This is a genomic window from Curtobacterium sp. NPDC089689, from assembly GCF_044749145.1.
Classification (GTDB): Bacteria; Actinomycetota; Actinomycetes; order Actinomycetales; family Microbacteriaceae; genus Curtobacterium.
This window is the reverse complement of record NZ_JBIVHJ010000001.1, coordinates 1,412,277-1,438,367: the sequence shown is the minus strand read 5'-3', so window position 1 is coordinate 1,438,367 and position 26,091 is coordinate 1,412,277. Positions and strand designations below refer to the sequence as shown.

The 26,091-nt window shown below is 73.2% G+C and carries 26 protein-coding genes; 19 read left to right on the top strand and 7 right to left on the bottom strand.

The genetic code is table 11. The features are described from left to right. Positions 1 to 252: 252 nt before the first annotated feature. From ACIPYW_RS07045 to ACIPYW_RS07030, 4 genes are all read right to left on the bottom strand, one after another. Complete coding sequence (locus ACIPYW_RS07045; protein WP_400412138.1) at positions 253 to 780, bottom strand: hypothetical protein; 528 nt, start codon at positions 778 to 780, stop codon at positions 253 to 255. A 284-nt stretch (positions 781 to 1,064) separates the two neighbouring features. Further along, positions 1,065 to 1,715: a response regulator gene (locus tag ACIPYW_RS07040; RefSeq protein ID WP_400412135.1), complete on the bottom strand. Its 651-nt coding sequence runs from the start codon at positions 1,713 to 1,715 to the stop codon at positions 1,065 to 1,067. Next, positions 1,712 to 2,884, bottom strand: a complete 1,173-nt coding sequence (locus ACIPYW_RS07035; RefSeq protein WP_400412532.1) for a sensor histidine kinase — start codon at positions 2,882 to 2,884, stop codon at positions 1,712 to 1,714. The genes ACIPYW_RS07040 and ACIPYW_RS07035 overlap by 4 nt, the downstream gene beginning before the upstream one ends. Before the next feature lie 2 nt (positions 2,885 to 2,886). Next, a complete protein-coding gene (locus ACIPYW_RS07030; RefSeq protein WP_400412133.1) occupies positions 2,887 to 3,399 on the bottom strand; it encodes a hypothetical protein in 513 nt (170 codons plus the stop codon). 161 nt (positions 3,400 to 3,560) lie between these two features. Here ACIPYW_RS07030 and ACIPYW_RS07025 point away from each other — a divergent pair, with 161 nt between their 5' ends. The 5 genes from ACIPYW_RS07025 to ACIPYW_RS07005 all read left to right on the top strand — a co-directional run bounded on the left by ACIPYW_RS07025 (position 3,561) and on the right by ACIPYW_RS07005 (position 7,464). After that, positions 3,561 to 4,403: a spermidine synthase gene (locus tag ACIPYW_RS07025; RefSeq protein WP_400412131.1), complete on the top strand. Its 843-nt coding sequence runs from the start codon at positions 3,561 to 3,563 to the stop codon at positions 4,401 to 4,403. Positions 4,404 to 4,513: 110 nt separating this feature from the next. Next, the gene (locus ACIPYW_RS07020) at positions 4,514 to 5,314 is read left to right on the top strand and encodes a hypothetical protein (RefSeq protein WP_400412129.1); all 801 of its coding nucleotides are present in this window, start codon (positions 4,514 to 4,516) and stop codon (positions 5,312 to 5,314) included. A 117-nt stretch (positions 5,315 to 5,431) separates the two neighbouring features. Further along, positions 5,432 to 6,277, top strand: coding sequence for a hypothetical protein (locus tag ACIPYW_RS07015; RefSeq protein ID WP_290133547.1), 846 nt, complete (start codon positions 5,432 to 5,434; stop codon positions 6,275 to 6,277). Beyond that, positions 6,274 to 6,759, top strand: coding sequence for a SprT-like domain-containing protein (locus ACIPYW_RS07010; protein ID WP_400412126.1), 486 nt, complete (start codon positions 6,274 to 6,276; stop codon positions 6,757 to 6,759). Before ACIPYW_RS07015 ends, ACIPYW_RS07010 begins: the two co-directional genes overlap by 4 nt. A 9-nt stretch (positions 6,760 to 6,768) precedes the next feature. Continuing rightward, the gene (locus ACIPYW_RS07005) at positions 6,769 to 7,464 is read left to right on the top strand and encodes a CGNR zinc finger domain-containing protein (protein WP_290133545.1); all 696 of its coding nucleotides are present in this window, start codon (positions 6,769 to 6,771) and stop codon (positions 7,462 to 7,464) included. 109 nt (positions 7,465 to 7,573) lie between these two features. Here ACIPYW_RS07005 and ACIPYW_RS07000 read toward each other — a convergent pair whose 3' ends face one another. Together ACIPYW_RS07000 and ACIPYW_RS06995 are read right to left on the bottom strand one after the other, a co-directional pair. Further along, complete coding sequence (locus tag ACIPYW_RS07000) at positions 7,574 to 8,395, bottom strand: hypothetical protein (protein ID WP_400412122.1); 822 nt, start codon at positions 8,393 to 8,395, stop codon at positions 7,574 to 7,576. Beyond that, a complete protein-coding gene (locus ACIPYW_RS06995; RefSeq protein ID WP_290133543.1) occupies positions 8,385 to 9,023 on the bottom strand; it encodes a hypothetical protein in 639 nt (212 codons plus the stop codon). The genes ACIPYW_RS07000 and ACIPYW_RS06995 overlap by 11 nt, the downstream gene beginning before the upstream one ends. A gap of 44 nt (positions 9,024 to 9,067) precedes the next feature. Here ACIPYW_RS06995 and ACIPYW_RS06990 point away from each other — a divergent pair, with 44 nt between their 5' ends. The 14 genes from ACIPYW_RS06990 to ACIPYW_RS06925 all read left to right on the top strand — a co-directional run bounded on the left by ACIPYW_RS06990 (position 9,068) and on the right by ACIPYW_RS06925 (position 25,687). Further along, positions 9,068 to 10,303: an Ig-like domain-containing protein gene (locus tag ACIPYW_RS06990; RefSeq protein ID WP_400412119.1), complete on the top strand. Its 1,236-nt coding sequence runs from the start codon at positions 9,068 to 9,070 to the stop codon at positions 10,301 to 10,303. After that, on the top strand, positions 10,300 to 14,700 hold the full coding sequence (locus tag ACIPYW_RS06985; RefSeq protein WP_400412117.1) for an FtsK/SpoIIIE domain-containing protein: 4,401 nt from the start codon (positions 10,300 to 10,302) through the stop codon (positions 14,698 to 14,700). The genes ACIPYW_RS06990 and ACIPYW_RS06985 overlap by 4 nt, the downstream gene beginning before the upstream one ends. A gap of 60 nt (positions 14,701 to 14,760) precedes the next feature. After that, entirely contained in the window at positions 14,761 to 15,321 is a 561-nt protein-coding gene (locus ACIPYW_RS06980) for an FHA domain-containing protein (protein ID WP_400412114.1), read from the top strand. Next, positions 15,318 to 15,443 carry a hypothetical protein gene (locus tag ACIPYW_RS06975; protein ID WP_400412112.1) on the top strand — a complete coding sequence of 42 codons (126 nt, stop codon included), beginning with the start codon at positions 15,318 to 15,320 and terminating at the stop codon, positions 15,441 to 15,443. Before ACIPYW_RS06980 ends, ACIPYW_RS06975 begins: the two co-directional genes overlap by 4 nt. A 39-nt stretch (positions 15,444 to 15,482) precedes the next feature. Next, on the top strand, positions 15,483 to 16,244 hold the full coding sequence (locus ACIPYW_RS06970; protein ID WP_400412109.1) for a hypothetical protein: 762 nt from the start codon (positions 15,483 to 15,485) through the stop codon (positions 16,242 to 16,244). 301 nt (positions 16,245 to 16,545) lie between these two features. Further along, positions 16,546 to 16,872 carry a hypothetical protein gene (locus tag ACIPYW_RS06965; protein ID WP_400412107.1) on the top strand — a complete coding sequence of 109 codons (327 nt, stop codon included), beginning with the start codon at positions 16,546 to 16,548 and terminating at the stop codon, positions 16,870 to 16,872. A gap of 10 nt (positions 16,873 to 16,882) precedes the next feature. After that, a complete protein-coding gene (locus tag ACIPYW_RS06960; RefSeq protein ID WP_400412105.1) occupies positions 16,883 to 17,677 on the top strand; it encodes a hypothetical protein in 795 nt (264 codons plus the stop codon). A 225-nt stretch (positions 17,678 to 17,902) separates the two neighbouring features. Further along, positions 17,903 to 18,193, top strand: coding sequence for a WXG100 family type VII secretion target (locus tag ACIPYW_RS06955; protein WP_400412102.1), 291 nt, complete (start codon positions 17,903 to 17,905; stop codon positions 18,191 to 18,193). 65 nt (positions 18,194 to 18,258) lie between these two features. Beyond that, on the top strand, positions 18,259 to 18,669 hold the full coding sequence (locus ACIPYW_RS06950) for a WXG100 family type VII secretion target (protein WP_400412099.1): 411 nt from the start codon (positions 18,259 to 18,261) through the stop codon (positions 18,667 to 18,669). Continuing rightward, on the top strand, positions 18,666 to 18,977 hold the full coding sequence (locus tag ACIPYW_RS06945; protein WP_400412097.1) for a hypothetical protein: 312 nt from the start codon (positions 18,666 to 18,668) through the stop codon (positions 18,975 to 18,977). The genes ACIPYW_RS06950 and ACIPYW_RS06945 overlap by 4 nt, the downstream gene beginning before the upstream one ends. Beyond that, the gene (locus ACIPYW_RS06940) at positions 18,974 to 22,363 is read left to right on the top strand and encodes a hypothetical protein (RefSeq protein WP_400412095.1); all 3,390 of its coding nucleotides are present in this window, start codon (positions 18,974 to 18,976) and stop codon (positions 22,361 to 22,363) included. The genes ACIPYW_RS06945 and ACIPYW_RS06940 overlap by 4 nt, the downstream gene beginning before the upstream one ends. After that, positions 22,360 to 23,325 (top strand): hypothetical protein, encoded by a 966-nt coding sequence (locus tag ACIPYW_RS06935; protein WP_400412092.1) that lies wholly within the window; start codon positions 22,360 to 22,362, stop codon positions 23,323 to 23,325. Before ACIPYW_RS06940 ends, ACIPYW_RS06935 begins: the two co-directional genes overlap by 4 nt. A gap of 61 nt (positions 23,326 to 23,386) precedes the next feature. After that, positions 23,387 to 24,325, top strand: a complete 939-nt coding sequence (locus ACIPYW_RS06930; protein ID WP_400412089.1) for a hypothetical protein — start codon at positions 23,387 to 23,389, stop codon at positions 24,323 to 24,325. Between the two features lie 111 nt (positions 24,326 to 24,436). Beyond that, the gene (locus tag ACIPYW_RS06925) at positions 24,437 to 25,687 is read left to right on the top strand and encodes an Nramp family divalent metal transporter (RefSeq protein ID WP_400412086.1); all 1,251 of its coding nucleotides are present in this window, start codon (positions 24,437 to 24,439) and stop codon (positions 25,685 to 25,687) included. A 74-nt stretch (positions 25,688 to 25,761) separates the two neighbouring features. On the opposite strand, the gene ACIPYW_RS06920 is transcribed toward ACIPYW_RS06925, so the two are convergent. Then, entirely contained in the window at positions 25,762 to 26,064 is a 303-nt protein-coding gene (locus ACIPYW_RS06920; RefSeq protein ID WP_400412084.1) for a DUF427 domain-containing protein, read from the bottom strand. Between the last annotated feature and the right edge of the window lie 27 nt (positions 26,065 to 26,091).

Genomic DNA, 26,091 nt, shown 5'->3' with positions numbered 1-26,091 from the left:
GAACGGTGCGCATCCGTGGGATGCGACCTGTGCGATGATCGAAGTGAGCGGGACCCGCCGCCATATACGGGTCCGGCGTCACCAGGCGGGTTCGATGTGAACCGACGGTCGACCGCAATATGACGACACGACGAGCCAGGGAGCGCGAACTGTCATCATAGGTCGGCTTGTCCCCCGGTGTCCAGTCCTGGCTTGACCTTCTTCGTCGATGACGTGTATAAGCCGGTGGACCGGTCGTTCATTCCGCCGTGGTCAGGCCGCGAGCGCGCGGTACGTCGCCTCGGGGCGCGCGGTCCGGACGTACGTCACGCGGCCGCGGTCGTCGGTGATCTCGACGCCCAGCCCCGGCGTCAGGAGCAGGGCGCGCACGCCGTGCGCGCGGCGCAGCCCGATGCCGCCGAACGTCGACGCGTCCGCCTCGACGAGACGCACGTCCACGATCCGGGAGCGGTCGATCCGCCGTGCGGGCAACGGACGGAAGCGCAGCACCACGCGGTCGTCGGTCACGGTGACGCCGGTCCGGGCGAGCACGAGCAGGAAGCCGGTGACGACCGCCACGACCCCCGGGACGAGGAGCGCGGCCTCGGGTGCGTCACCGGGCCAGGCCAGCACCGCGCTCGACAGCGCGAGACCGCCGAGCAGCAGGACCGCACCGGTCGCGCGCATCCAGGCGGGTGCGACGTCGTGGTCACCGTGGACCGGCCGGGAGGCACGGGTCGCCGAACGGGGTCGGGTCGCGGTGGTCAGTCCCAGGGTCGGGACGCTCAGGGTGTCGGTCATGCGGGGGCTCCTGCTGGCACGGGACGGCGTGCTCTGCGCACGCGGCGGGCGGCCCGGCACGCAGGGCGCACCGGACGGCGGCGCAGCGACGCGCCGACGACGTGCGGGCACCGGTCGGTGGGTCGGCCGGGCGGGCTCGTCGCGGTCACGGCGGAGGGTGGACGCGGGCGGTGTGGGGCCGCTGGCATCGACACGGTCCGGGTGACGACCGGGTGGACGGTACGTGACGTCCCTTGGCGCGGGCTGGGCGGACGGCGACGGTGGCCGGGGAGCGCGGTGCAGCCTCAGGAGCGCAGCACGAGGGCGACGGCCTCCGCACGACTGCGGACCCCGAGCTTCGCGAACACCTGGTTCACGTAGGACTTCACGGTCGGGACCGTCAGGAACAGCTCTGCGGCGATCTCCGGGTTCGACCGGCCCGCGGCGATCCGCTCGAGGACGTCCGCCTCACGCGGGGTCAGGTCCGGGAAGCGGTCGCGCACGCCCGACGACGGCGCCGCCGATGCTGACGGAGGGCCTCCCAGCTGCGCGACGAGCCGCGCCCCGACCGAGGCGTCGAACGTGGCCTGGCCGGACGCGACCGCCCGGATGGCGGTGGCGATCTCGGTCCGACCCGCGTCCTTCGTCAGGTACCCGCGGGCTCCGGCCCGGAGCGCCGTCACGATCGAGTCGTCGTCGGCGAAGGTGGTGAGCACGAGCACGCCGACCTCCGGGTGCGCCGCCGTGATGCGTGCGGTCGCGGTCGGGCCGTCGACCCCGGGCATGCGGAGGTCCATCAGCACGACGTCCGGGCGGTCGCGTCCGACGGCCTCCACGGCCTCGGCACCGTCGGCGGCCTCGCCCACGACCTCGAGGTCGGGCACGAGCGACAGCACCGTCACCAGCCCGTCGCGGACGATCGCCTGGTCGTCCACGACGAGCACCCGGATCGTCACGACGACTCCCCCGCCCGGTCCTCGACGGGCACGCGCACCGCGACGACGAACGCCCCGTCGCGGATCCCGGCGTCGACCGTCGAGTCGTCGCCCAGCTCCGCGAGGCGCTCCCGCATGCCCGTGATCCCGTGGCCGTCGGAGCCGAGCGGGTTCGTGACCGTGACGGACACGGCGGAGCCGTCCCGGACCACCGACAGGGCGACGGGGCGGCCCGGGGCGTGCCTGCGGGCGTTGCTGAGGGCCTCCCGGCAGACCTGGACCACGGCGGCGCGGTGCGCCGCGTCGAGGTCGGCGAGCGTCTCGTCCCCCTGCGCGTGGACCGTGCCGCCGAACGACCGGTGGTCCTCGAGCAGCGTCCCCAGCCGGGAGGCGCGGCTCGGCGTCTCGACGTCGGCGTGCGGCTCGGTGTCCGCGTCGTCGCGGAGGGCGTGCACGGCCCGGCGGGCCTCGGCGAGGCCGTCCGCGGCGAGTGTCCGCGCCTCGCCCGCGCGGCGGGCGGCCTCGTCGACCCGGCCGGCCTCGAGGAGGGCCTCGACCGCGTCGAGTTGGAGCACGAGCCCGCCGAGGGAGTGCGCGAGGACGTCGTGGATGTCCCGCGCGGCTCGGGAGCGGTCGGCGAGGAGGGCGGCGCGCTGCTGCTCGGCGACGGCCTCGCGGGAGCGCTGCTCGGCCACCCGGAACTGCCGGCGGCTGAATCCGATGAGGACGCCGAGGAGGAGGCCGGCGCTCGTGCCGAGGACGAACTGGACGGACGCGTGCAGCACCGTGGCGGACACGGCGATCACGGCGAGGGACACCACGGCCGCGACGGCACCGACCCAGACCGGGACGGTGAGGGTGGCGCCGAGCAGGACGATGCCGACGATGACCGGCACGATGAGGAGCGAGTCGGTCGGCACGACCACGACGGACCCCGCGAGGACCATGAGCGCGCCGGCAGCGAGGACCGTGCGGGTGGAGCGGCCGAACTCGCGGAGGACCCAGGCGGCGAGCGCCACGCCCCCGACGACCCACACCCACGCGGGGTGGTGGAGGCCGGTGCCGTTCTTCACGAACCAGAAGCCGACGACGACGACCCCGAGCGCGTTGAGCCCCCACGCGACACCGGAACGGGGCCGGCCGCCCCCGGCACCGCGGGGGAGGTCGGCCCGCTCGGGCTCGGCCAGCATGGTCACCGGACCATCATGCCGCTCGTGCGACGGGCGCTGCCGCCGGGGATCCGCTGGTCGACGACGACGGCCCGGGCGGCACGGTTCAGGGCGAGGACGAGCAGGATCGTGCCGGTCGAGGTGAGCAGGTGGGCGCCGAGGTGGCCGCCGAGGACGTCGAGGCCGATGCGCACGACGATGAGGACGACCCAGAGCGCGGCGCCGGTCCACCCGGTGCGGGACTGGAGCGTGCGGCCCTTGCTGTCCGGGGTGGACACGGTACGGAACCGGGTGATGCTCCCCGTGGTCAGGCCGACGCCGATCGTGACGAGGGCCTCGATCGCGAGGAAGACCACGTCGGTCGTGGTGACGGTGACGCCGGAGTTCGCGAGGACCACCACGCCGACGACGCCCATGACGAGCGGCGTGCGCCAGATGCGGGTCGGGTCGAGGTACTGCCAGGTGGCCTGCCGGTAGGCGAGGAAGCCGACGAGGGCGAGACCGAGGAGGACGTTGACGACGAGCTGGGCGGACATCGGGTGGACCTTTCCGTTCGGGGTCCGGCGGGGGGGGGGTTCCGTCGGCGTCCGGCGGGGTTCCCGTCGGGGTGTCCCCAGCCTCGTTCGCGGGCGTCCGCGGGCACACCAACCAGGGGTGGGGGTGCGGGTGGGGATCCGCGGTGGTGTTCGATTGGGGCATGGCTGATGCGTTCGACGGGTTCCGGATCGGTGCGGGGTACGCGGTCGTGGAGCCGGACAAGCACCGGCCCGGGTCCTACACGCTCGTGGTCGACGGGACGCCGCAGTCGCACGTCGACCTCGAGGACCCCACGCACCTGGCGTTCGAGTACATCCGGCGGATCGGGCACGCGATCGACCTGCTGCCGGCCGGCCCGATCACGGCGCTGCACCTCGGGGCGGGGGCGTTGACGCTCCCCCGGTACGTCGCGGTGACCCGGCCGGGCTCGCGGCAGCAGGTGATCGAGCTGGAGCGGGACCTCGTCGACCAGGTCCGGGCCGTGCTGCCGTTCCCCCGCGGCGCCTCCATCCGGGTGCGGTACGGCGATGCGCGCGAGGTCCTCTCGAAGCTGCCCGCTGGTCTGCGGGGTTCGGTCGACCTCGTCGTGGTGGACGTGTTCGGCGGCTCGCAGATCCCCGCGCACGTGACGAGCGTCGAGTTCTACCGCGAGGTGGCGGCGTTCCTCTCGCCGACGGGGATCGTCGCCGTGAACGTCGCGGACGGCGCGGGTCTCGCCTTCGCGCGGGGGCAGGCGTCGACGCTGCAGTCCGTGCTGCCGTCGGTCGCGGCCGTCGCGGACACCGGGATGCTCAAGGGCCGTCGGTTCGGGAACATCGTGCTGCTCGGCTCCCCGACGGACCTGCCCGTGGCGGACATGCCGCGGCGGTACTCCTCGGACCCGATGCCGGCGAAGGTCGTGCACGGCGCGGAGCTGCGGGCGTTCGTGGCCGGGGCGCCGATCGTCACCGACCAGACGGCGGTGGCGTCGCCCGAGCCGAACCGGAGCGTGTTCGGCGGCTGACGCCGGGACGGTGCACCCCCCGGTGGCGTTGTCGGGCGGTCAGCGGACAGGACGGGCAGGATGGGCTGAACGACCGTGCAGGGCACGACCGAGCGAAGGGACCGCACGCCATGACGAACGACGACCGGAGCAACGAGGACCGGCCGGCCGACGGCCAGGCGCCGAGCTGGGGGTCCGCGCCGGACGCCTCCTCCGCTGACGCCCCGCGGTACGGCGAACAGGGCGACACCACCCCGCGGTACGGCGAGCGCGCCGAACCCGCGTCCGCGCCGCAGTACGGGGAGCAGGGCGACGCGCCGCGGTACGGCGAGCAGACGGCCGCGCCGCAGTACGGCAGCGAGCAGTACCGCGAGCAGCAGGGGCAGTACGGCCAGTCGCAGTACGGGCAGGGCCAGCACGACGACCGGTCGGGCGCACCCGCGTGGAACCACGACCACCAGCAGCAGCCCTACGCCGCCGCGGCAGCGACGAACCACGGCGGACCCTCGTGGCAGCAGTACGACGAGCCGAAGCCCGCGAAGAAGAAGACCGTCGGCGTGGTCGCGTTCTTCCTCGGGCTCATCGCGCTCGTCATCGGTGGCATCGCCGGGTACTTCTTCGGCACCGCGATCGTCTCCAGCAGCGCCTTCGACGAGATCCTGCGGAACGGCGGTTCGTCGACGCCCGATCCCTCGCAGTACAGCGACCTGGCGAGCTCGCCGGCCATCGTCGTCTCCGGCGTGCTCTCGCTCCTCGGCACGGTGCTCGGCGTCTGGGCGATCGTGCAGGGCATCATCGCCATCGTCACGAAGCGCGGGCGCGGGTTCGGCGTGTTCGGCCTGATCCTGGCGGTGCTCGGACCGATCGTCCTCATCGTCGTCTACGCCGTGGTCGCGGGAGCCGCCGCCGCGAACTCCGGCTTCGCCCCCTGACGGTCGACATCGTCGACGGCCCGTCGTGCTCCGGCACGGCGGGCCGTTCCGCGTCCGGGTGACCCCCGTGCGCGTGGCACCGCTCGCTCTCGGCGGAGCGCGGTTACCCTCGAACCGATGTCCCTCCCGCCCGAGAACCCGCAGCCGCACGACCGGACCGACCGCGCCCGTGACGGCCGCCACGCGGCGCCCGTCACCGCCGGGGTGAGCCCGGGTTCGACGTTCGCGCCGATCAGCCTGCGCCCCGCGGTCGACGCCGAGGCCGTGCAGCAGCGCCTCCGTGACCTCGGGCAGAGCCGCAGCACCGAGGCCCTCGCGGAACGGGCCGAACTCCTGCGCCTGCTCGGTCGGTTGGACGAGTCGCTCGTCGTCGCGGAAGAGGTCTTCCGCCTGACGATGTTCACCGGGGAGCGCCAGGACAAGGTCGCCGCCCGGATCCGTCGCGCGCACGTGCTGCACGACCTCGGTCGTCACGAGCGCGCCGCCACCGAGGCCGCCCTCGCGCGGGACACCGCACGCACCGAGGAGTGGCCGGAGCTCGAGGGCGCCGCCGCCGAGCTCGAGGGCTGGTCGCTCTTCGAGAGCGGCCGCTTCGAGGAGGCCCGCTCGGCCCTGTCCCGCGCCTACCAGGCGTTCCGCCAGGCCGGGGCGCCGTCGGAGCGCACCGATGCCCTGCGCACCGCGGTCGAGGCAGCGATGCGCGCCGCCATCTCGACCACCGATGACCAGCCGGAGAAGCCGCGCACGGCCCGCGACGTGGCCGCCCGTCGGGCGGAGGACGACGTCGAGGCGGCGCCACGGGCCTCCCGTCCGGAACCGCAGGTCGCGGAGCAGGAGCCGCGGGTCCGACGTCGGGTGCTGGGTGCGCCGGACGCGGCCCGCACCGAGGCGGACGACATCTGGGGACGCATCGCGGCGCGTGCCGCGCGGAAGGGCCAGGCGGACCCGCGCCCGGAACGATGACGGAGCGGCTCGACGCCGTCCGTCAACGCGCCGCCGGGCTCATGGCGGAGCACCTCGACCCGACCTGGACGTTCGCGTTCGACCACGCGAAGACGCGGGCCGGGCAGTGCGACTTCACGAAACGGCGCATCACGGTGAGCCGGCACCTGGCCGCGCGGTTCTCGGACGAGGACGCCGACCAGGTGCTGCTGCACGAGATCGCCCACGCGCTCGCCGGGGCACGGGCCGCCCACGGTCCGGTGTGGCGGCGGACTGCCGCGGCGATCGGGTACACGGGTTCGCGGCTCTACGACGGCCCCGTGGCGACCGAGCTCGCGCCGTGGGTCGGTGCGTGCCCGGCCGGGCACGAACACGTCCGGTACCGGACGCCCACCCGGCCGTTGGCGTGCGCGAAGTGCTCCCGGCGGTTCGACGCCCGGAACGTCATCACCTGGCAACGGCGGTCGACGGCTCCCGCTGGTGCGGAGGCGGTAACCCGTTAGCCTGGGCGGATGCACACGGGGCAGCACATCCGCACGGACGCCGGATCGTCCTGGTTCTTCGACGCCGGACGGATCGCCCTCGACTTCGCGCACACCGGGGGCTTCGCGGACGACCCGGACGGACGCCGACCGCGCTCGCAGCTCGGTGAGCTCCTCGCGACGCCGGCCGACCTCGACGAGTGGCTCGGTGACCACACCGAGCCGATCGACGTCGGCGCGACGGCACGCGAGCTGCAGGACGCCCGAGCACTGCGGGCGGCGATCGCCCGGCTCGCGGTGGCCGCTGCCCCGGCTCCTGCCTCGACGGCCGCCGAGCGGACCGCGGTGGCAGCGGGACTCCGCGCCGGGACCGGGCGGACCCGGCCGGCTCCCGACGACATCGACACGGTGAACCTGTTCGCGGCGCTGCCGGACGTGCCGCCGAGCCTCCCGGGTGGTCGCCGTCGCGCCGGGGCGAACCGGGTCCGCTTGGCGCAGGCGCTGTCGAGCGTCGCGCGGGACGCCGTCGCGCTCCTCACCGAGGTCGGGTTCGACGACGCCGAGGCCGACGGACGACCGACACGGCTGAGCCGGTGCTCGGCCGAGGACTGCGGGCTCGTGTTCTACGACTCGTCCCGCGGGGGCACCCGTCGGTGGTGCTCGATGCAGCGGTGCGGCAACCGGGCGAAGGTCCGGGCGCACCGGGCGCGACGCGCGGCGGGCTGACGCGCGGCGGCGGAGAGGCGACGGCCGCCGCATCCGCAGCACCGCGCAGGGGCGCACTGAGCTGTCGCTGCCACGCCGCGCCGCGCCGCGCCCGGTCAGCCGACTCAGGTCAGCAGGCTCGGACGACGTCGTCCGGGTCCGGCAGCTCGAGGTCGGCTCCCCATGATCGGAAGGACATCGACACCGAGCCCGTCCCGTCCGCGGCACTGAGCGTGTAGGGGACCGGCTCCCCCACCGCCGACACCTCGAGTGCGCCGACCGGTGACGATCCGCTCGCGACGACGACCTGTGCCCGGGCGTCCTCCCCGGTGCCGCTCACCGCGCCGGGGTGCAGCGTCACGTCACCGTCCGCCCCGAGGACGGTGCGGAGCAGGTCGTCGGGTTCGGTGAAGGGCGCGAAGGTCCGGAGGGTCGCCGACCCCGCCGGGACGCACACCCTGCCGGCGGTCGCCTCGTCGAGTCCGGTCCGTTCGGCGAACGCCGCGTTGCCGCGCACGTACACATCGTCCCCACGGCGTCGGGCATCGAGGGTGACCCCGCCGACGCTGAGCTGCAGCGAGGAGTCGTCGGGCACACCACGGTAGGTGAAGCGCACCGTGCGTCCGGGGACGGTGTCACCGGAGCCCTCCCGTGCGTCGGGGTCCGGGACGAGTTCCGTGACGGTGCCGGTCGCGACGACGGACGACGACCGGGCGGCCCGCAGGACCTCCCGCAGCGCGGTCGGGCCGTCGACGGTCTCGATGCCGTTGCGGCTGCCGTCGACCGGCGCCTGGCCGCCGAAGCCGGTCGCGGTCGGGGTGACCGCGACGTTCGCGGGATCCGCACCCGAGCAGGCGGTCAAGGCGAGGACCGCGGCGAGCGCCGTCCCGACGAGCGCGACGGTCCCACCGCGCGGCCGCACGCCGATGGACCGTCCGCGGTCAGCCCGCATCGCCCAGGCAGACCTGGTCCGCTCCCTGCGACGACCGGGTCCCGGCGTCGGTCGGGACGGCCTTCCCCTGGTTCGCGGCGGTGGCACGGACGACGAAGCAGGAGTCGGCGTCGTACAGCCCGCCCGAGGTCGGCAACCACAGCTCGGTGCCCCGTGCCTGCGCGGTCACGTCCACCGGCTTCGTGCCCGGTTCGACGACGTAGACCGACCACGCCACGTCCGGCCCGCTCCACGAGACGTGGACGTTGCCGGAACCGGACTCGATCGCGAGGTCCCGCACCTTCGGAGGCCCCTCCGCGGTCACGGCGTGGACGATCATCACGACCGCCATCGCGACGGCGACGAGGGCCAGCACGGCCGAGACGATGAACGCGGGGTGCTTCCACAGCGGCCGCCGGGTCGTCTCGGTCTGCTCGAGTTCGGGGAGCACCCCGATGTCCGATCCCATCGAGCGCTTCGGCGCCGGAGCGGGGACACCCCACTGCTCGTAGAGGGTGGGCTGGCCGGGGTCCCAGCCGAGCCGGGCACCCGAGGAACGCTCCCGACGGTGCTCGGGCGACGGAGCCGACGGCACGGGCGGGATGACGGGGACGTCCGGCACGCCGGGACGCGACGACGTCGTGCTCATGCGGCGATCCTCCCCGTGGACGGTGCGCCGCCTATCATAAGGGCGTGTTCCGGGGGCAGCAGGAAGCAGGCGGTCGGGTGCGGCGCCGCGTCGTGGCCGGCTCGGTCGTGCTGGTCGCGCTGGCACTGGTGCTGCCGCAGACCCTGCCGGGAGGCACGTCCTCCCCCGCCGTCGCCGCCTCCGCCCGGCAGGCGGCCGGTCCGGACCAGGACTCCGGGTCGGGCCAGGGCGCCGACGACCCGGTCCGGATCGCGGTCCCGTACGTCGGGAAGGCCGAGGTGTCCCTCGGTGACGGCTGGTCGGTGTCGGACTGCGGCCGCGTGAACGTGCCGACGGGCCTCACCGCGGCGTGCTCGTCGGACTCCCTCAGCCTGACCTCGAAGGGGTTCCGGGCAGACTTCGGAACGGTGACGATGACCGTGCCCGAACGCAACGGAGCGATCGACCTCGACGTCACGTACCTGGTGTCGCTGGAGCCCCCGACGGCGCCGACCCTGGCGAAGCAGACGTACGACCACCCGTTCGAGCAGGGCACGACGGCGACCGTGCCGTACAGCGACCTCGGGATCCGGTGCGACGGCTGTGCAGCCGGTCCGGCGATGCAGGTCGTCTCCGCGGAGCCCGCCGGGGTCGTCGCCACCGTGACGAGCACCGGCCTCGTGGTCCGTCCGCCGGCTGAGTGGACCGGCACGGCGTCCGTCCGGCTGCGCGCGACCGACGACCAGGGCGGCAGCGGCTCCGCGACCGTCCGGCTCGTGTTCGTCGAGGCCGGCCGCAGCGACCTCGCCGCGCAGGACACCGTGCGGCGCCTCGGTGCGGACGGCACGCTCCGCATCGACCTGTCCTCCCTCGCCTCGGCCCGGAAGGGACGGGTGCTGTTCTCGGACTGCGGTTCCGCGGTCACGGGCACGGTCGTCTGCTCCGACCGGGGCGTCGCGACCTACCGCCCCTCGGGCACCATGACCCGCGCCGACCAGTTCTCGTTCCACGTCCGCACCGCCTCGGGCGACCAGGCGACCGGCAGCGTCACGGTGCTGCCACGCTCCGGGAGCCGCACGGCGGCAACCGCGACCGGCACCCTCGCGCCGGCGGAGGGCGAGACGACCGCGACCGGCGCGCGGTACCCGGCCACGGGCCTCCAGACCGGCCTCGGCACCCGGAGCACCCGGAGCGTCGTGGCGACCCTGCCGTCCGAGGACGACGCCGCCGACCGCGGGCAGACCGGCCTCCTCACCCCGCTCCTGACCGACCTCGACCGCATCACGGAAGGCAGCCGATGACGCTCCGCCTCAGCCTGCAGGACCCGACGCGCCGCGGCGCCGACACGACCTTCGTCGTGGACGCGACCGACGTGACGAGCGTCGGCGAGGTGGCGGCCGGGCTCGGCGTCGACCCCGCCGCGGTCGCACCCGGTGCGGGACCGTCGGCGTCGCTGGCCGAGGCGGGCATCCTCAACGGCTCGACCCTGCCCGCGCGGACACCGAGCGACCTGCCCCCCGGGCGCCCGCGGCTCGAGGTCGTCGGCGGCCCGTTCGCGGGCGAGACCGTGCCGCTGCCGCTCGACGGCCCGCTGCGCATCGGCAGCTCGGGCGACACGGAGCTGTGCGTCGCCGACCCGTACCTCCGACCGCACCACGCCACGGTCTCGGTCGACCAGGGAGCACCGGCCTCGACGCCCACCGGGATCGCGCCGGTCGGCGCGGGGCCCCTCCGCGCCGTCCTCACCGTCATCGACGACGCGCCCGGGGTCGCCGTGAACGGCCGCGACGTCACCGGCAGCACGGACATCGTGCCCGCCGACGTCGTCCAGATCGGCAGCTCGGTGTTCCGCATCGGGATCGAGCCGTTCGCGGACGCGGACCTCGCGCCGGACGAGGTCGGGATGCGCGGTTTCAACAGGACGTCACGGATCATGCCGCCCGCCGTGCCGCCGACCGTGGTGCTCCCGGGCGACCAGCCGGACGACGTCGACAAGACCCCGATGCCGTGGCTGTCCGCGGTGATCCCGGTCGTCCTCGGTGTCACGATGGCGATCGTCTTCGCCCGCCCGATCATGCTCATGATGGCGGCCGCGTCGCCCGTGATGGTCGTCGGGACCTTCCTCACGCAGCGGTCGCGGGCGAAGAAGAAGGGGATCAAGACGTTCGAGGAGTGGCGGCAGGACATCGCCGACACCCGGGTGCGGATCGCCGGGCTCGTGAAGGAGCAGCGCCTCGACTCCTGGTACCGCAGCGTCGACCCGGTGGTGGTGCGTGACATCGCCACGCGGCCGCTCGCGCGGCTGTGGGAGCGACGGAAGCGCGACGCCGACGCCCTCCACGTGCGCGTCGGCGTCGCCGAGGTGCCGCTCGCCGCGAACTTCCAGGGCGGAGTGTCGAAGCACACCGGTGCGCACCACGTCGGCGTCGCTCCGGCGCCGGTGTCGATCGACCTCGGCGCCGGGGTCGTCGGGATCGCCGGACCCACGGACGTGACGCGCGCGGTCGTCCGGTCGGCGCTCGCCGCCGTCGCCACGCTGCGGTCCCCGCGCGACACCGCCGTCGTCGTGGTCTGCGGTGACGACGCGGCCCCGGAGTGGGCGTGGACGCAGTGGCTCCCGCACACGCAGCAGGCCGAGGACGGTGCGCTCACGCTCATCGGCAACACGGACGACTCTCGGCGGGAGCGACTGCGCGACCTCGCCGCACTCGTGCAGGTCCGCACCCGCGCCGGGTCGTCCGTGAGCGCCGGCGACTTCGACACCGACGTCGTCGTCGTGGTCGACGGGGCGCGCGAGTACCGGACCCTGCCGGGCATGGTGCAGGTCCTCGAGCAGGGCGCCCGCGTCGGCGTGCACGTCATCGCGCTCGACACCGACCGCGCCCGACTGCCCGAGGAGTCCCGGACGGTGCTCGCCGTCGACCCCGACGACCGGTCGCTCGCCCGGCTGGAGTCCGACGCGGCGTACCACTCCTCCGTCCTGCTCGACGGCCTGTCGGTCCCGACCGCCGAGCGCATCGCGCGCAGCCTGTGCTCCATCCGCCACGTCTCGGGCGTCGGCGACGAGGGCATGCTCCCGACGAGCGTCCGCTACGTCGACCTGCTCGGCGTGGACCTCGAGGACCCCGCGCCGATCGTCGCCCGGTGGGAGCGGTCGCCCCGCCGGACGCACGTCGTCGTGGGCGCGAGCGCAGACGGCGAGTTCGCGATCGACATCGCCGCGGACGGCCCGCACGCCCTCGTCGCGGGGACCACGGGGTCCGGCAAGTCGGAGTTCCTGCAGGCGCTCGTCGTGTCGCTCGCGATGGCGAACCGACCGGATGCGCTGAACTTCGTGCTCGTCGACTACAAGGGCGCGTCGGCCTTCGCGGACTGCTCCCGCCTGCCGCACACCGTCGGCATGGTGACGAACCTCGACGCCCGCGAGACCGAGCGCGCCCTGACGTCGCTCGACGCCGAACTGAAGCGCCGGGAGACCGCGCTGCGGATCCCCGAGCTGAACGTGAAGGACGTCGACGCCGCGTGGGCGAAGGACCCCGACGCCGCGGCGCGGAACGGTCTCGCACGGCTCATGATCGTGATCGACGAGTTCGCCGAGCTGAAGACCGAGCACCCCGACTTCATCGACGGCCTCGTCCGCATCGCGCGCGTCGGCCGGTCGCTGGGCGTGCACCTCGTCCTCGCCACCCAGCGTCCGAGCGGTGTCATCACGCCCGAGATGCAGTCGAACATCAACCTCCGCGTCGCGCTGCGCGTCACCGACCGCGCCGACTCCACCGACGTGCTCGGCTCCCCCGAGGCCGCGCTCATCAGCCAGTCGACGCCCGGCCGCGGGTTCGTCCGCGCCGGGCTCGGTGCGCTCCCGAGCGGCTTCCAGACCGCACGCGTCGCCGGCATCCGGCAGGGCGTCCAGCGGGTCCAGCGCCAGCTGCCGAAGGTCGCCTCCGTCGACTGGGAGGGGCTCGCCTACCCCCCGCGGTTCCCCGTGAAGCGGCACGCGGCGGCACCGGTCGACCACGACGACACCGACCTCCGTGCACTGGTGGACGTCGTCACCCGCGCCACCGAGGCGATGAGCATCCCGAAGAACGCCTCGCCGTGGCTCATGCCGCTGCCCGCGCTGCTCCCCCTGGCACAGGTCGCCGGCGGCACCGGGGCGCCGACCACGATCACGCTCGGCATCGAGGACGTCCCCGGCCAGCAGACGCAGCGCCCCCTCGTCTGGGACCTCGAGGCCGGCACGCACCTGCTCTTCCTCGGAGCGGCGCTCTCCGGCCGCACCACCGCGCTCCGGACCGTGCTCGCGCAGGCCGTCGAGCGGATGAGCCCGGCCGACCTGCACCTCTACGTCATCGACCACGGCAACGGCGGGCTGCTCCCGCTCGCGCAGGCGCCCCACACCGGCGCCGTCGTGACCCCGCTCGAGCCGTCCCGCCTGCCCCGGCTCATGGACCGCCTCGTCGCCGAACTCGCACGCCGCCAGTCGGTGCTGTCCCAGGCTGCTGTCGGCACCATCGTCGAGCAGCGTCGCGCGGCCGCGTCCGACGCCGAGCGGCTGCCCTACATCGTCGTCGGGGTGGACGGCTGGGACCGTGCCACGAGCTCGATGCAGCCCGAGGACCTCCTGCCGATCCGCGACCAGATGACCCGGGTCCTCCGTGAGGGGCCGGCAGCCGGCATCCGCGTGGCCGTCACCGGCGACCGGACCGTGTCCGCCGACAAGATCGCGGGCTTCATCAGCGAGCAGTACGTCCTGCCGATGCGCGACACCAACGACTACCGCGGCGCGGGTGTCATGGTCCGTGAGCTGCCCGAGAGCGTGCCGCCCGGCCGGGTCTTCTTCGGCCCGACCGTGCGCGAGGCGCAGCTCGCCGTGCTCGGCCAGGACGCCTCCGCCGAGACCCAGGCAGCCGCGCTGCGCGGGGCGGTCGAGACCGCGCGGCTGCGCTGGACGGAGCAGACCGACGCTTCGGGCACCACGGACGCCCGTGGCGTCGCCGGCCCTCGCCCGTTCCGCGTCGACGCCCTGCCGTCCCGCATCTCGCTCGCCGACTCGCAAGACCTCCCCGTCGCGGCACGCTCGACCCCCGACGGTCCGACGATCGGCGTCGGCGGCGACGAGCTCGCGCGCATCACCCTGGACTGGCCGGCCGCGGGCGGGTTCCAGGTCGTCGGTGAACGCGGCACGGGCCGGTCGACGACGCTCACCGCGATCGCGCACCAGCTCGTGTGGACCGGCAGGCCGGTGATCGCCGTCGCCACGAAGGACTCCGTCTTCACGACCTGGGCGCGCGAGGTCGGCGTGCCGCTCCTCACCGACCCGACGGGGTTCATGGACCTCGCCCCGGCGCTCGGCCGGTACGACGACCCGTCCGTGCCCGTCACCGTGCTCGTCGACGACGCCGAACTCGTGTCGAACACCCCGCTCGAGAACTCGCTCATGGGCGAGAAGGCGCGGTTCGTGTTCGTCGTCGCGACGAACCCGGACGCCGCCGCGAAGACCTTCTCCGGCCCGTACGGCGAGGTCCGACGCACCCAGGAGGGCATGCTGCTCTCCCCGACGAGCGCCCTGATGGGGACGCAGCTGTTCGGACAGAAGGTGCCGAAGTGGATGGTCGGGCGCCAGCCCGCCGGCGGCGGCGCGCTGCACCGTCGCGGCGAGTGGACGCAGGTGCAGGTCCCCGACCCGGCCGCGTGACGGACGGTCGCCGGGAGCGCGCGGTGATCCTTGCCTCCCGGGCCACGTAGGGTGGTCCGCATGGCTGCACGCTGCTCGTACTGCGGGGCCGAGCTGCGCCCCAACAGCATGTTCTGCCTGGCGTGCGGACAGCTCGCGACGGGTGGTCGACGATCCACGCCGGTCGCCCTCGGCGACACCGCGGACGTCCCGTCGCGACCCTCCGCGTCCGTCCCGCCGCCGCCGGCCCGTCCGGGGCCGGTCCCGACCACCGGCCTGGAGGCGCAGCGCGCGCCCGCCACGCCGCAGCCCTCCGGCGCCCTCCCGCAGTTGGTGTTCACCACGGGCCAGACGCTCCTCGTCGAGGAGGGCACGATCCTGGTCGGGCGACGGCCCGACGAGATCGCCGCGCGTGAGGGAGCCCGTGCCTTCACCGTCGACGACCCGGACCGTTCGATGTCGCGCGTGCACGCGACCGTGCAGTTCGGCACGGGAGGGCTGCGCATCGTTGACCGGGGGTCCGGGAACGGCACCGTGCTGCGCCGTGGCGACCGGGAGGACCGGTGCCCGGAGGGGCTCGCCGTCGAGCTCGTGCCGGGTGACGAGCTGTGGTTCGGGTCGGTGGGAGCGCGGGTCCGGTGACAGCAGCAGTCCTGGTCCAGGCCCGCGGCATCCACGCCGTCGAGTCGTCCGGCGCTGCCGACTTCGCAGAGCACGCGAGCATGTTCAGCAGCGTGGCCGGCTCCGCGCATGCCCGGATGTAGCCTGCTGCGCGGATTCCGACGACGAGGGGCAGCGATCCGATGAACTCGAACCAGCCGATGGACCCGCACGGGCCAGCGACGGGGCTCGACCCCTTGACCGTGAAGCCAGACCCGGCGCGCTGGGCGTCCGTCGTGCAACACGAACGGCTGACCCTCGTCGGCACCGTGGTGGTCGTCGTCGCGCTCGAGGTCATCACGAGCCTGCTCGGCCGGCTCGGGCCGATCGTCGTCGCGCACGGCATCACGCTCGTCGCGGCGTTCTACTTCTTCGCCGTCCTGCGGTTCCGGCGCAACCGCCTGGCGCAGACCCTGGGCGACCCGGACCGCGGGATCACGGTCTCCGACGCGGGCATCGAGGTCCCGCTGCTCGGGCTGATCAGCTGGGACGACATCCCCGCGGTCTACACCGTGTACGACCAGGCACGTGCCGACCGGTACGCGCAGTCCGGTGGTGTCAAGGGCTTCGCCGAGCGGTGGACACAGGCGGTCGGGTCGGCGAACCACTACCTCACGATCGCGCTCCAGGACGGCCCGGCGATGCGGCAGCGGGCACGACCGCGGCAGTTCCGTCGCTGGGTGAAGCTCTGGGCACGCAGCGGTGCGCCGGACTTCGGAGCGATCCAGATCATCGGGGACGTCTACTACTCGGACGCCGACGCCGACCGGCTGGACCGGGCGCTCCGGGCGCAGGCCACGCGGCGAGGGCTGCCGAACTCCCGCTCGGCGACCATGCTCGACCAGGGCGAGTTCTTCCGGACGAACTCCGGTATCGCGGTGTTCGACGGCAAGACGGGGCTCTGAGGTGACCGACGTCGACGTCTCCGACCTCTGCCGCCGCGGCCGTCCCGCCGCCTGCCAGCACCGGGCCGATCGCAACCCCGGCAAGGAGGCACGGCGCGCATCCGCCGCGCCGGTCGGCGCCCTCCCGTAGGTGATCTTCACCACGGGCCAGCCACTCCTCGGTCGATCCTGGTCCGGCGACGGGTCCGGTGGCGGAAACGGTCACGGTGGCGAACTGCTCCAGACAGACTCATGGATCGCGGTCTTCGACGGGTGTTCGCCGGACAAGTAGGCTGGCGCCGAACTGGGACGGGGGACGATCGTGGGTGATGCACTCGGAGAGCGGTGCGGGGTGCTCGCAGGTCCGGTGATCGCACTGATGCAGGCGGTCATGGGGAGCCAGGTGAGTGCGATCCGGTTCGCCGAGGTCGCAGAACGCGCCAACGAGATCCTGCGGGTGGTCGAGGGTTCCGGGCCGACGGGCGACGAGGCGTTCGATGCCTGGGCGGGCTCAGCTCCGGCCGTCCTCGGCGAGATCGTCCTCGGCGCCGAACAGGGCGATCGTGACCGGGTCTGGGCCGCCTTCTCGGACCCCCGTGCCGGACTCAGCGTGCTCGCGAACGCGTGTGCAGGACACCCAGGTTGGTGAGGAGATGACCGTGGACGACGCCACCCGGCAGAGCTGGCAGACCTTCTTCGCGCAGGACGGACGGTTCGACGTCCACTACGACGAGGGACGATTCCGTCGCATCGCCGCGAAGAACCTCCGCGAGGGCGTGCTGCTGCTCGTCGCCGTCACGGCCGTCCTCGCGGGCGCCGTCGCCTGGGGACGGGTCGGACCGATCATCCTCGCCTCCCTGTTGTTCCTCGTGGGTGGGATCCTCGGGGCCGTGCTCCTGCGCCGTCGCCTCGCCCTGCTCCGTCCCGCCGGGGGGCAGCCCGGTCTGCTGCTCGGCGTGTCCAACCTCGGACTCCACACGCCGCTGGTGCCGCTCATCGACTGGTCCGACGTGCGAGCGGTGTTCGCGGTGGACGAGTCAGCGCGGATGGCCCAGCGTCGGGCCCAGCGGACCATCGCGGGTGCGTCCGAGCAGTGGGCTGCCGGCAACGGGAAGGCCGCACGGCACCTGTGGTTCCTGCTCGAGGACGCTCCCGCCCTGCGGTCCCGCGTCGTCGACCAGCGCTGGGCAAAGGGCTTCGACACGTTGCCGAACGCGAACGGCCCGCAGTTCGCCCAGTACATCCTCGACCTCGACACGGTCCTCTCACCACAGGACACGGACCGGATCACGGCGGCGGTCCTGGTCCAGGCGCAGGCACGTGGCATCCACGCGGTCGAGTCCTCGGGAGCCTCCGACTTCGCCGAGTACGCGAGCATGCTCAGCGGTGTCACCGTCGACGGCGTCGTGCCACCGAAGCCCACCGGCGTCACGGGCAACCCCTTCGTGCCCTGATCGGCACGTCGCGTCCTCGCAGGCGCCGTCTCGCGCGTCGTCGGTGCGGGCGCCGTGCATACGTGCGCATGGGAACTCGACCTCGGACGTGAGGATCGCGTACGATCCGTTGCGGAACGCAGCATCGACCATGTTGCTTCCACTGCCCCTCGAAAAGGGGTGGGACCAATCGGGGGGTGGGTCAACCGATCGCCCCAGGACACACGTGTGTTTCTTGGAGGAACCATGGCGGACATCCGCGTCACTTCGGAGTCGCTCTCCGGCGTCTCGAACCAGCTCCAGTCCGGCTCGCAGTCGATCGAGTCGCAGCTGCAGAACCTGAAGTCGCTCGTCGACGGTCTCGTCGGGGGTGACTGGTCCGGCGCAGCGTCGTCGTCGTTCCAGGACCTCTACCAGCAGTGGGACCAGTCGGCCATCCAGCTGAAGGAGTCCCTTGCCGGCATCAGCCAGCTGCTCTCGCGCGCGGCCCTGTCGTACGAGGAGTCCGAGAACTCGATCTCCGGCACCTTCCGCTGATCGACGACCACTGACGGTGGGGCACCCGGTTGCGGGTGCCCCACCGCTCCACCAGGGGGAACGACATGGTGCAGTACCGGGTCCGTCCGGAGAGCCTGGGCGAGGTCGCCCAGATGCTCCGGACCGTCGTCGCGACGTTCGACGGGCACCTCGCCGACACCGACGCCGCCGTCCGAGCGGTGATCGACACGGCGTGGAAGGGCGAGGACGCCACCGCGTTCGACACCACCTGGACCGACTTCCAGGCCGACGCCGTGCTGCTGCGCGGAGTCCTGGAGAGCCTCGCCGTCCGGCTCGTGGCTGCTGAGTCCGCGTACCACGGCAACGAGACCGCGCTCGGGGGAGCGTTCGCCGACACCCGGAGCCAGCTCGGTCCGGCAGGGTCGACCGACCGCCCGGGGCTCTCCGGCCGCGAGACCGCAGCCGAGCAGCAGGCCGGCGAGGTCTGGACGGACCTCGAGGAGGACCGAGCATGAGTGACCAGCAGGCGGACATGGAGAGCCTCCACCACCTGGTGGACAGCATGCAGCGTCTCCACGACTACTGCGCCCTGTTGCAGCAAGGAGCGACGACGTTCGCGTACATCCTGCCGAACGAGTGGCAGGGACCGGCGATGAGCGCGTTCGTGACGTCCTTCGAGCAGTGGAACGCCGGCGGAGGTGCGCTGACGACCACCGCCGCCGACCTGCACGAGCGTGCGACCGCCATCGAGGCGACCTACCAGGCGACGATCGACGCACTGGACACGTCGTGGTCGAAGTTCCAGGGGGAGATCAGCGGATGACCATGGTCCGGCTCAACGCCTTCGGCATCGCGACCGACGGCGACGACGTCGCGAGCGTCGCACACGACATCTCGACCGCGTGGTCGAGCCTGCACTCCGCGCTCAGCGGGACCGCGGGCATGGCCGGCGACGACGAGAGCGCCGAGCAGTTCGCGGGCGTGTACGACGACCAGGCGCGCAGCGCTGCCACGAGCGCGAAGAACCTCGTCGGCATGCTCGCCGCGTTCGAGACCCTCCTCGCCGGGACGGGCTCGGCGTACAAGGACGCCGAGCTCGCCAGTGCCGGCCAGCAGGACGGCTCCGGCATCGCGGTGCCCGCGTCGGACTACGCCGTCGCGACCGATCTGCCGTCCTCGCTCGGCGCCGGCTGGCCCGGTGGGTGGGGCAAGGTGGAGGACGTCCTCCAGGACGCACTCCGTGCCATCGGCGTGCAGCTCCCGCAGGGCGACCCGGACAAGCTGTCCTCCGCCGCGTCGTCGTGGGAATCCTACGAGGCGTCGCTCCGTGCAGCGTCGAGCAAGCTCAGCGGCGGCCTGACCCAGGTCGACGCCGCCGACATCCCGCAGAAGGCGACGATCCTCGCGGCGAAGAGCACGATGTCCGGCCACATCTCGACCGCTGCCGATGCGGCGACCGGGGCGGCGGGTTCCCTGAAGCAGATCAAGGCGAACTACGACCAGGCCGCGGAGGAGATCCGCAGCATGATCGAGCAGCTGCTCGCGGAGCTCGCGCTCGACGTGGGCATCAGCATCGCGTTGTCCTTCGTCACCTTCGGGCTGGGCGCGCTGGCCGGTGCAGCGAACGGTGCTCGTATCGTCGTCACCTGGGCCACCCGCATCGCGGGCGTCATCCGGAAACTCGCGTTCCTCAACAAGATCCACGCGGAGCAGTTCCTCAAGGCTGCCAACATGCTGCGGAAGCTCGAGCACGGTTCGTTCGTGACGCGTTTCACGTACGAGACGGTCAAGGGCACGATCACCGGTACGGCAGCGCCCATCATCGTGAACGCCGTGCACGGCAAGGGCACGTCCATGGACGACATCATCTCGAACGCTGTCGGGTCGGTCGTCGGTGGCGCGTTCGGCTTCGGCAGCGGCGCTGCGATGAGCCGGGTCGGGCGGAACGCTGCAGCGGACGCGGCCGGTGGTGTGGCTCCCACGTTCTGGCGGGCAACCGCGGTCGAGGGCGCGAAGGGTGCGGCCAGCGGCGCAGCAGGCGGTGCCGCCGGCAACGTCGCGACGGACGCCACGGCTGCAGCGCTCGATCCGGAGCACCACCACTTCAACGTCCTGCAGTCCCTCGCGAACGGCACCGTCTTCGGCACGGCGGGCGGTGGGGTCACCGGCGCCGGGGGCCATGCACTGTCGTCCGGGTGGAATGCCGTGACGAGTTCCGGCCGGACGCACGTTCCCGGTGCCGGCGGCGACGGGGCGACGACCTCGACCTCGTCCTCGACCGGCTCCCCCGTCACGCTGCCGGACGGCGGCGTCAGCGCGGAGTCGACCGGTGTGGGTGGTGACGCATCGGGGCACGCCCCGACCATCGACCACGGGAACACCAGCACCTCGGCGCACGCCCCGACCATCGACCACGGGAACACCAGCACCTCGGCGCAAGTGCCGACGATCGACCACGGGAACTCCGGCGCCTCCGCGCACGCCCCGACGATGGCGGACGCCGGCGCACCGGCGCCGGCGTCGACGGGTGGCCACGTCGACGTGTCGAACGCCCAGACGCCCGTCGTGAACGACACCGCACAGGCCGCACCCACGCAGCACGCCGGCGGCGACCGCCCGCACATCGACGCCTCCCAGACCCCCGTCGTGAACGACGCCGCACAGGCCGCACCCACGCAGCACGCCGGCGGCGACCGCCCGCACATCGACCCCTCCCAGACCCCCGTCGTGAACGACGCTGCCCCGGCCGATCACGGGTCGAGCACTCCGGTGGACACGACATCGCTCCCCGACCCGGCCACGTCCCCCGCCTCGCCCGAGGCGACCGCCGACGCGGGGTCGTCCCACGAGTCTGCGACGACCACCGGACACACCCCGGCCGCGGAAGCCGCGCAGCCAACCGGTGCCACCGCGCTCGACCCGTCGACGACGCAGCACGGCGCCGCCGACGGGACCCCGCCGTCCGCGGCTGACATCGCGGCGACCGAGACGCACATCCAGGCCGATCGACCGTCCCCGACCGATCCCGGCACCGGTCAGGGTGCTCACGCCGCCGCCGACTCGGCGCACGTCGGCGCCGCGGACGCGGGCACAGGGCACACCGTCGCCGACCCCGCGCGCGCAGACGCCGCCCCGGTCGAGACCGTGCAGACCGGCACTGACAACCCGGTTGCCACCGGCACCGCGCACGTGACCGCCGACGCGAGCACCACGCACGTGCCCGCCGACGCGAGCACCGCGGCCGCGGGTGCCGGAGCCGCCGCGGTCGCACACACTCCCGTGGCTCCCACCACGCCGGGCTCCCAGTTCCGAACGGACTGGGAAGCGACGAACGGTCGTCCGTGGGAACCGCAGTACCCGCCCGGCTCCGCGCGTCCGAGCCAGACCGTCCCGCTCAGCCCGTCGACCGACCAGGTGCTCGCCCAGCACGGCATCACCCGGGCCGACTACGACCACCTCGTCTCGCGCCCGCTCGACGAGCTCAGTGCATCGGAACTCCACACCGCGGTCTCCATCCGCGACGCCGCCCCGGCGTTCCAGCCGGGCGAGGCGTTCCAGAAGGTCATCAACCCCGGCGACGTGATGGGCACGTTCCCCGCTGAGTTCCGGCACCTCGCCGGCGACGACCTCGGCGACGTGTTCGACGGTGTCCAGCCGAACGACCCGGACTTCAACCGGTACGGCCCCGTCCAGGTCATGGGCGGGTTCGTCGCCCGGTTCGACGACGTGGCCCACCTCGGCCACGACGACCTGTACGGCAACCTCGGTCTCGGCTACGACGGCACCATGTTCTCGCGGAGCGGGTCGGAGCCGGTCTTCGCCGTGCGCGCCCAGCTCGACCAGGCCGGCGTCTCCGGTCTGCACGTCGAGAACGACATCGCGACGGACCTGTCGAACCGCTTCGGGGTCGGCAGCGCCGACGGCGGCGCCGCCTGGGACGCGGCGACCCCGGCGGAGCGTCGCGATTGGATGATCGATCGCGGCCTGCAGATCAACGACGGAGACCGCTACCTCGCAGCCGCCGACCCGAGCAATCCCTACCGCGGCAACGGCTGGGCGGGCGAAGGCACCCTCGCGGTGCCGGAATCGACGCTGCGGCTGTGGCAGCTGCCGGACGGCGCGGAGATGTGGCGATACAACGCCGACGGCACGCAGGACGTCGTCGCAGTCATGGACAACGGCCACTGGGTCGTCCTCGACACCAAGTGACCGACGGCAGCGCCGGCGCAGCGGAGCGCGAGGTCGACGTCCGCGCGTTCCTGGGAACCGTGCCGGTCCGGGTCACCGAGGAAGGCGGCGCGACCGTCGTCCGGGGCAACGCGGATGCGTCGACCCTCAGACCGTTCGGGATCTCCGTCACCGACCAGGCGGGAGCGTTCCGGCTCGAGCTCGACGATCCCGGCCTGGTGCGGTCGCGGACGACGCGCACGAGCACGCTCGCACCCGCCAGCCCGGGGACCGCCGAGGAACCGTCCGTGACGGAGAGCCGAACCGGATCGGTGACGTTCCGGACGCTGCGCGCGGTGGACGCGGCCGGCGCGGCTTGGGAGGTCCTGGGCAAGCGCGGCGACGACTCCCTCGCGACGCCGAACGGGCTCGACGCCATCGATGACGTGCTCATCGGATCGCCACGCGGCGGGGTACGGGTCCGTCCACGCGCTGACCTGCAGACCGTCGGGACGATGTGGTCCGAGTGGAGTGGTGACGGCCCGACGGTGCTGCCCGCGGGGTCGTCGACCACGTGGCGTGGTCGGGACTACGGGCTCGCACCAGGCTTCGAGAACCGTTCGGTCGGGTCGATGCCGCCGCCGTTCGTCGTGACACCGGGAGCCACCGGCCTGCTCCTGCGCAGCCCTGCCGATCTCGCTGCTGCGTTCGCTGCGGGGGCTCGCCAGCTCACCACGACGGTCATCGAGGTGCCCTCCGACGAGTGCGGTCCGTTCGTCGACGTCAAGACGACCGCGACGTGGAACGGCCTGCCGGTCGAGCTGGCACAGCCCTACCTGGTGTGGCGCGACCGCGGCCGCGCGGTCGCGCTCGGGACGGGACAGCGGCCCGACAGCCGTGGCCTCGGGACCGCACCGTTGCAGGTGCTGCCGCCGGTCGGGGACCGATGGGCCGTCGCCGTCGCCGTGACCGACCTCGCGGACCTCTCGACGGGACCGGCGTGACCACGATGATGCCGACCCCGCGCGTCTCACTACGCTGGGAGTCCACGACAGGAGGGCTGCCATGGCCGACAGGGTGATCGCGCAGAAGGCACTGACGCCGCAACTCAGCGCGGCGTTCGCGAGCGGCCGTGCCGACCGGATCGCCGGGTACGTCGTACCGGTGGCTGCGGTCGACGGCGCACAGGGACCCCGGGACCTGATCGACGTGCACGGTCTGGCCTACCCGGGTTCCCCGTTCGACCCTGATGCCGCGATCGACGTCGTGCGCTTCCCCGTCACGCCGGAACTCTTCGTGGAGACCGCTCGGGGCGGCAACGACGAACGGACCGCGGCCGCGCTCGGCCGGTGGTGGGTGGACCACCCGCCGTTCACGGGCAACGGATTCGTCGCGACGACGACCGACGCCGTCGTGCCGCTCTCGTGGATGCCCTCGCACCGGCCGCCGTACGGCACGGAGATGTGGCGGTACGAGCCGACGGGCCAGGTGGTCTTCATGGCTCGCTACGCGGGCGCGCACGTCGGCTGGGTGTACCGCGAGGAGCTCGAGCAACACCGCAGTGTGCGGCCTCGGCAGGTCTCGGTCTTCTCGGGCGGTGTCGCCGTGCACCGGGGAGTGCAGTACGTCGCGGACCGTCTCGACGACGGCTCGCACACCGCACTCATCCGCCAGGACCCCGGTGCGGAGGCGGCTGGGTTCACGCAGTCGAGCCCCGGTGTGTGGAGCACGGTCGTGCCCACCGCCGAGGTGGAGGACTACTACGAGCTGGACTGCCGGGTCCGGTGGAACGGTCTCGAGCTCCGGCTCGCCGACCAGGTCCGAACGGAGTCGGGTGCGGGTGCGACCGTGGCGATCTCCTTGCAGCACGATCACCGGCTCAACGAAGGTCTCCGACTCACGAAGCTCGATGCGGACTGGTACGAGGCAGCTCTGCCGCTCGATGCCGTGGAGCACGCCGAGGTGCGGCAGACGCGGGTCCCCGGCTGGCCCGGCGCGGCCTGAGCGCCGCCCCTCCTCACTCTTCGTCCGACGTGCGTCCGCGGCCGCCGCACCGTTGCGCACATCTCGAAAACAAGGATTCGGCATGCCGAATCCTCTGGCACACTGGTCCCCATGACCGACACCGCGACCCGCCCCGCCGAGGCGACCACCCCTCGGAAGCGCGCCGCCGGTCTGACGCTCCTCGGCCCCGCCTTCGTCGCCGCCATCGCCTACGTCGACCCCGGCAACGTCGCCGCCAACCTCACGGCGGGTGCGAAGTACGGCTACCTGCTGCTCTGGGTCCTCGTCGCCGCCAACGCGAGTGCCGTCGTGGTGCAGTACCTCTCGGCGAAGCTCGGGGTCGTCACGGGCAAGTCCCTCCCGGAGCACCTCGGCCTCCGGATGCGGCGCACACCCCGGCTGCTCTTCTGGGCGCAGGCCGAGGTCGTCGCGGCCGCCACCGACATCGCCGAGGTCATCGGTGGGGCACTGGCGCTGCACCTGCTCTTCGGGCTGCCGCTGGTCGCCGGCGGGGTGATCACGGGCGTGGTGTCGATGGCGATCCTGCTGCTGCAGAACCGACGGGGCACCCGGGCGTTCGAGGCGGTCGTCACGGCGATGCTCGCGATCCTGACGGTCGGCTTCTGCGCGGGGCTGCTCTTCGCGCAGGTGTCTCCGGGGGAACTCGTCGCCGGTCTGGTCCCGCGCTTCGAGGGCTCCGGCTCGGTGCTGCTCGCGGCGTCGATGCTCGGCGCGACGGTGATGCCGCACGCCGTGTACCTGCACTCGGCCCTCGCGCGGGACCGCCACGGTGACGTCCCCGCGGGGCCGGAGCGCCGACGGGTCCTCGTCGCGACGCGGTGGGACGTGGCCCTCGCACTCGTCGTCGCGGGCGGCGTGAACATCTGCATGCTCGTCCTCGCCGCGGCGACGCTGCCGGGGGTGGAGGGGACCGACACCATCCCGGGGGCGCAGGCGGCCATCGCGGCGAACGTCGGCCCGGTCGTGGGCGTGCTGTTCGCGGTGGGGCTGCTGGCGTCGGGGTTGGCGTCGACCTCGGTGGGCTGCATGGCCGGTGCCGAGATCATGAAGGGGCTCCTGCACGTGCGGATCCCGGTGGTCGTGCGGCGGCTCGTGACCCTCGTGCCGGCGATCGTGCTGCTCGCGGTGAACGTGGACGCGACGATGCTGCTCGTGGTCAGCCAGGTCGTGCTGAGCTTCGGGATCGCGTTCGCGATCGTGCCGCTGGTGGTCTACACCTCGCGGCGGAGCGTGATGGCGGACGACGTCAACGCGATGACCACCCGCGTGGTCGCGGGGGTCATCGCGCTGGTGATCGTGGCGCTCAACGTCGCGCTGGTCTGGCTGACGCTGGCGGGCTGACGCGCGGCGCCGCGGGCTCGCGGGCACGGCCGCGCCCACGCGCCGGCGCCCCGCCCACTGGTGCCCAGCCGGGTCTACTCGACGACCTCGACGTCCTTCCAGAACGCGACGTAGCCCGAGTAGTCCTTGCCCACTCGGTCGAACGACGACGGGATCGGCGTCGGGTACGACCACGCGCGGTCCGGCAGCTCCTGCCCGTCGACGTGCACGGTGTAGTACTGCGTGTCGCCCTTCCACGGGCAGTGGTACTGCGTCGGGCTCTCGGTCAGCAGCTCGGTCTTCACGCTCGACGGCGGGAAGTACCAGTTGCCCTCGATCTGGATGAGGTCGCCCTTGTCGCTCTCCGCGATCACGGTGTCGCCGACGACTGCCTTCATGACGTGCTCCTTCTCGGGTCCGTTGAC

Excerpts from the sequence above, each read along its gene's own strand:
- ACIPYW_RS07045 (WP_400412138.1), bottom strand. The coding sequence starts at position 780 with ATGACCGACACCCTGAGCGTCCCGACCCTGGGACTGACCACCGCGACC.
- ACIPYW_RS06950 (WP_400412099.1), top strand. The coding sequence starts at position 18,259 with ATGGTGCAGTACCGGGTCCGTCCGGAGAGCCTGGGCGAGGTCGCCCAG.
- ACIPYW_RS07005 (WP_290133545.1), top strand. The coding sequence starts at position 6,769 with ATGCACACGGGGCAGCACATCCGCACGGACGCCGGATCGTCCTGGTTC.
- ACIPYW_RS07030 (WP_400412133.1), bottom strand. The coding sequence starts at position 3,399 with ATGTCCGCCCAGCTCGTCGTCAACGTCCTCCTCGGTCTCGCCCTCGTC.
- ACIPYW_RS06980 (WP_400412114.1), top strand. The coding sequence starts at position 14,761 with ATGGCTGCACGCTGCTCGTACTGCGGGGCCGAGCTGCGCCCCAACAGC.
- ACIPYW_RS06940 (WP_400412095.1), top strand. The coding sequence starts at position 18,974 with ATGACCATGGTCCGGCTCAACGCCTTCGGCATCGCGACCGACGGCGAC.
- ACIPYW_RS06920 (WP_400412084.1), bottom strand. The coding sequence starts at position 26,064 with ATGAAGGCAGTCGTCGGCGACACCGTGATCGCGGAGAGCGACAAGGGC.
- ACIPYW_RS06945 (WP_400412097.1), top strand. The coding sequence starts at position 18,666 with ATGAGTGACCAGCAGGCGGACATGGAGAGCCTCCACCACCTGGTGGAC.
- ACIPYW_RS06930 (WP_400412089.1), top strand. The coding sequence starts at position 23,387 with ATGGCCGACAGGGTGATCGCGCAGAAGGCACTGACGCCGCAACTCAGC.
- ACIPYW_RS06995 (WP_290133543.1), bottom strand. The coding sequence starts at position 9,023 with ATGAGCACGACGTCGTCGCGTCCCGGCGTGCCGGACGTCCCCGTCATC.
- ACIPYW_RS07035 (WP_400412532.1), bottom strand. The coding sequence starts at position 2,884 with ATGCTGGCCGAGCCCGAGCGGGCCGACCTCCCCCGCGGTGCCGGGGGC.
- ACIPYW_RS07025 (WP_400412131.1), top strand. The coding sequence starts at position 3,561 with ATGGCTGATGCGTTCGACGGGTTCCGGATCGGTGCGGGGTACGCGGTC.
- ACIPYW_RS07020 (WP_400412129.1), top strand. The coding sequence starts at position 4,514 with ATGACGAACGACGACCGGAGCAACGAGGACCGGCCGGCCGACGGCCAG.
- ACIPYW_RS06970 (WP_400412109.1), top strand. The coding sequence starts at position 15,483 with ATGAACTCGAACCAGCCGATGGACCCGCACGGGCCAGCGACGGGGCTC.
- ACIPYW_RS06985 (WP_400412117.1), top strand. The coding sequence starts at position 10,300 with ATGACGCTCCGCCTCAGCCTGCAGGACCCGACGCGCCGCGGCGCCGAC.
- ACIPYW_RS06955 (WP_400412102.1), top strand. The coding sequence starts at position 17,903 with ATGGCGGACATCCGCGTCACTTCGGAGTCGCTCTCCGGCGTCTCGAAC.
- ACIPYW_RS07010 (WP_400412126.1), top strand. The coding sequence starts at position 6,274 with ATGACGGAGCGGCTCGACGCCGTCCGTCAACGCGCCGCCGGGCTCATG.
- ACIPYW_RS06925 (WP_400412086.1), top strand. The coding sequence starts at position 24,437 with ATGACCGACACCGCGACCCGCCCCGCCGAGGCGACCACCCCTCGGAAG.
- ACIPYW_RS07000 (WP_400412122.1), bottom strand. The coding sequence starts at position 8,395 with ATGCGGGCTGACCGCGGACGGTCCATCGGCGTGCGGCCGCGCGGTGGG.
- ACIPYW_RS07015 (WP_290133547.1), top strand. The coding sequence starts at position 5,432 with ATGTCCCTCCCGCCCGAGAACCCGCAGCCGCACGACCGGACCGACCGC.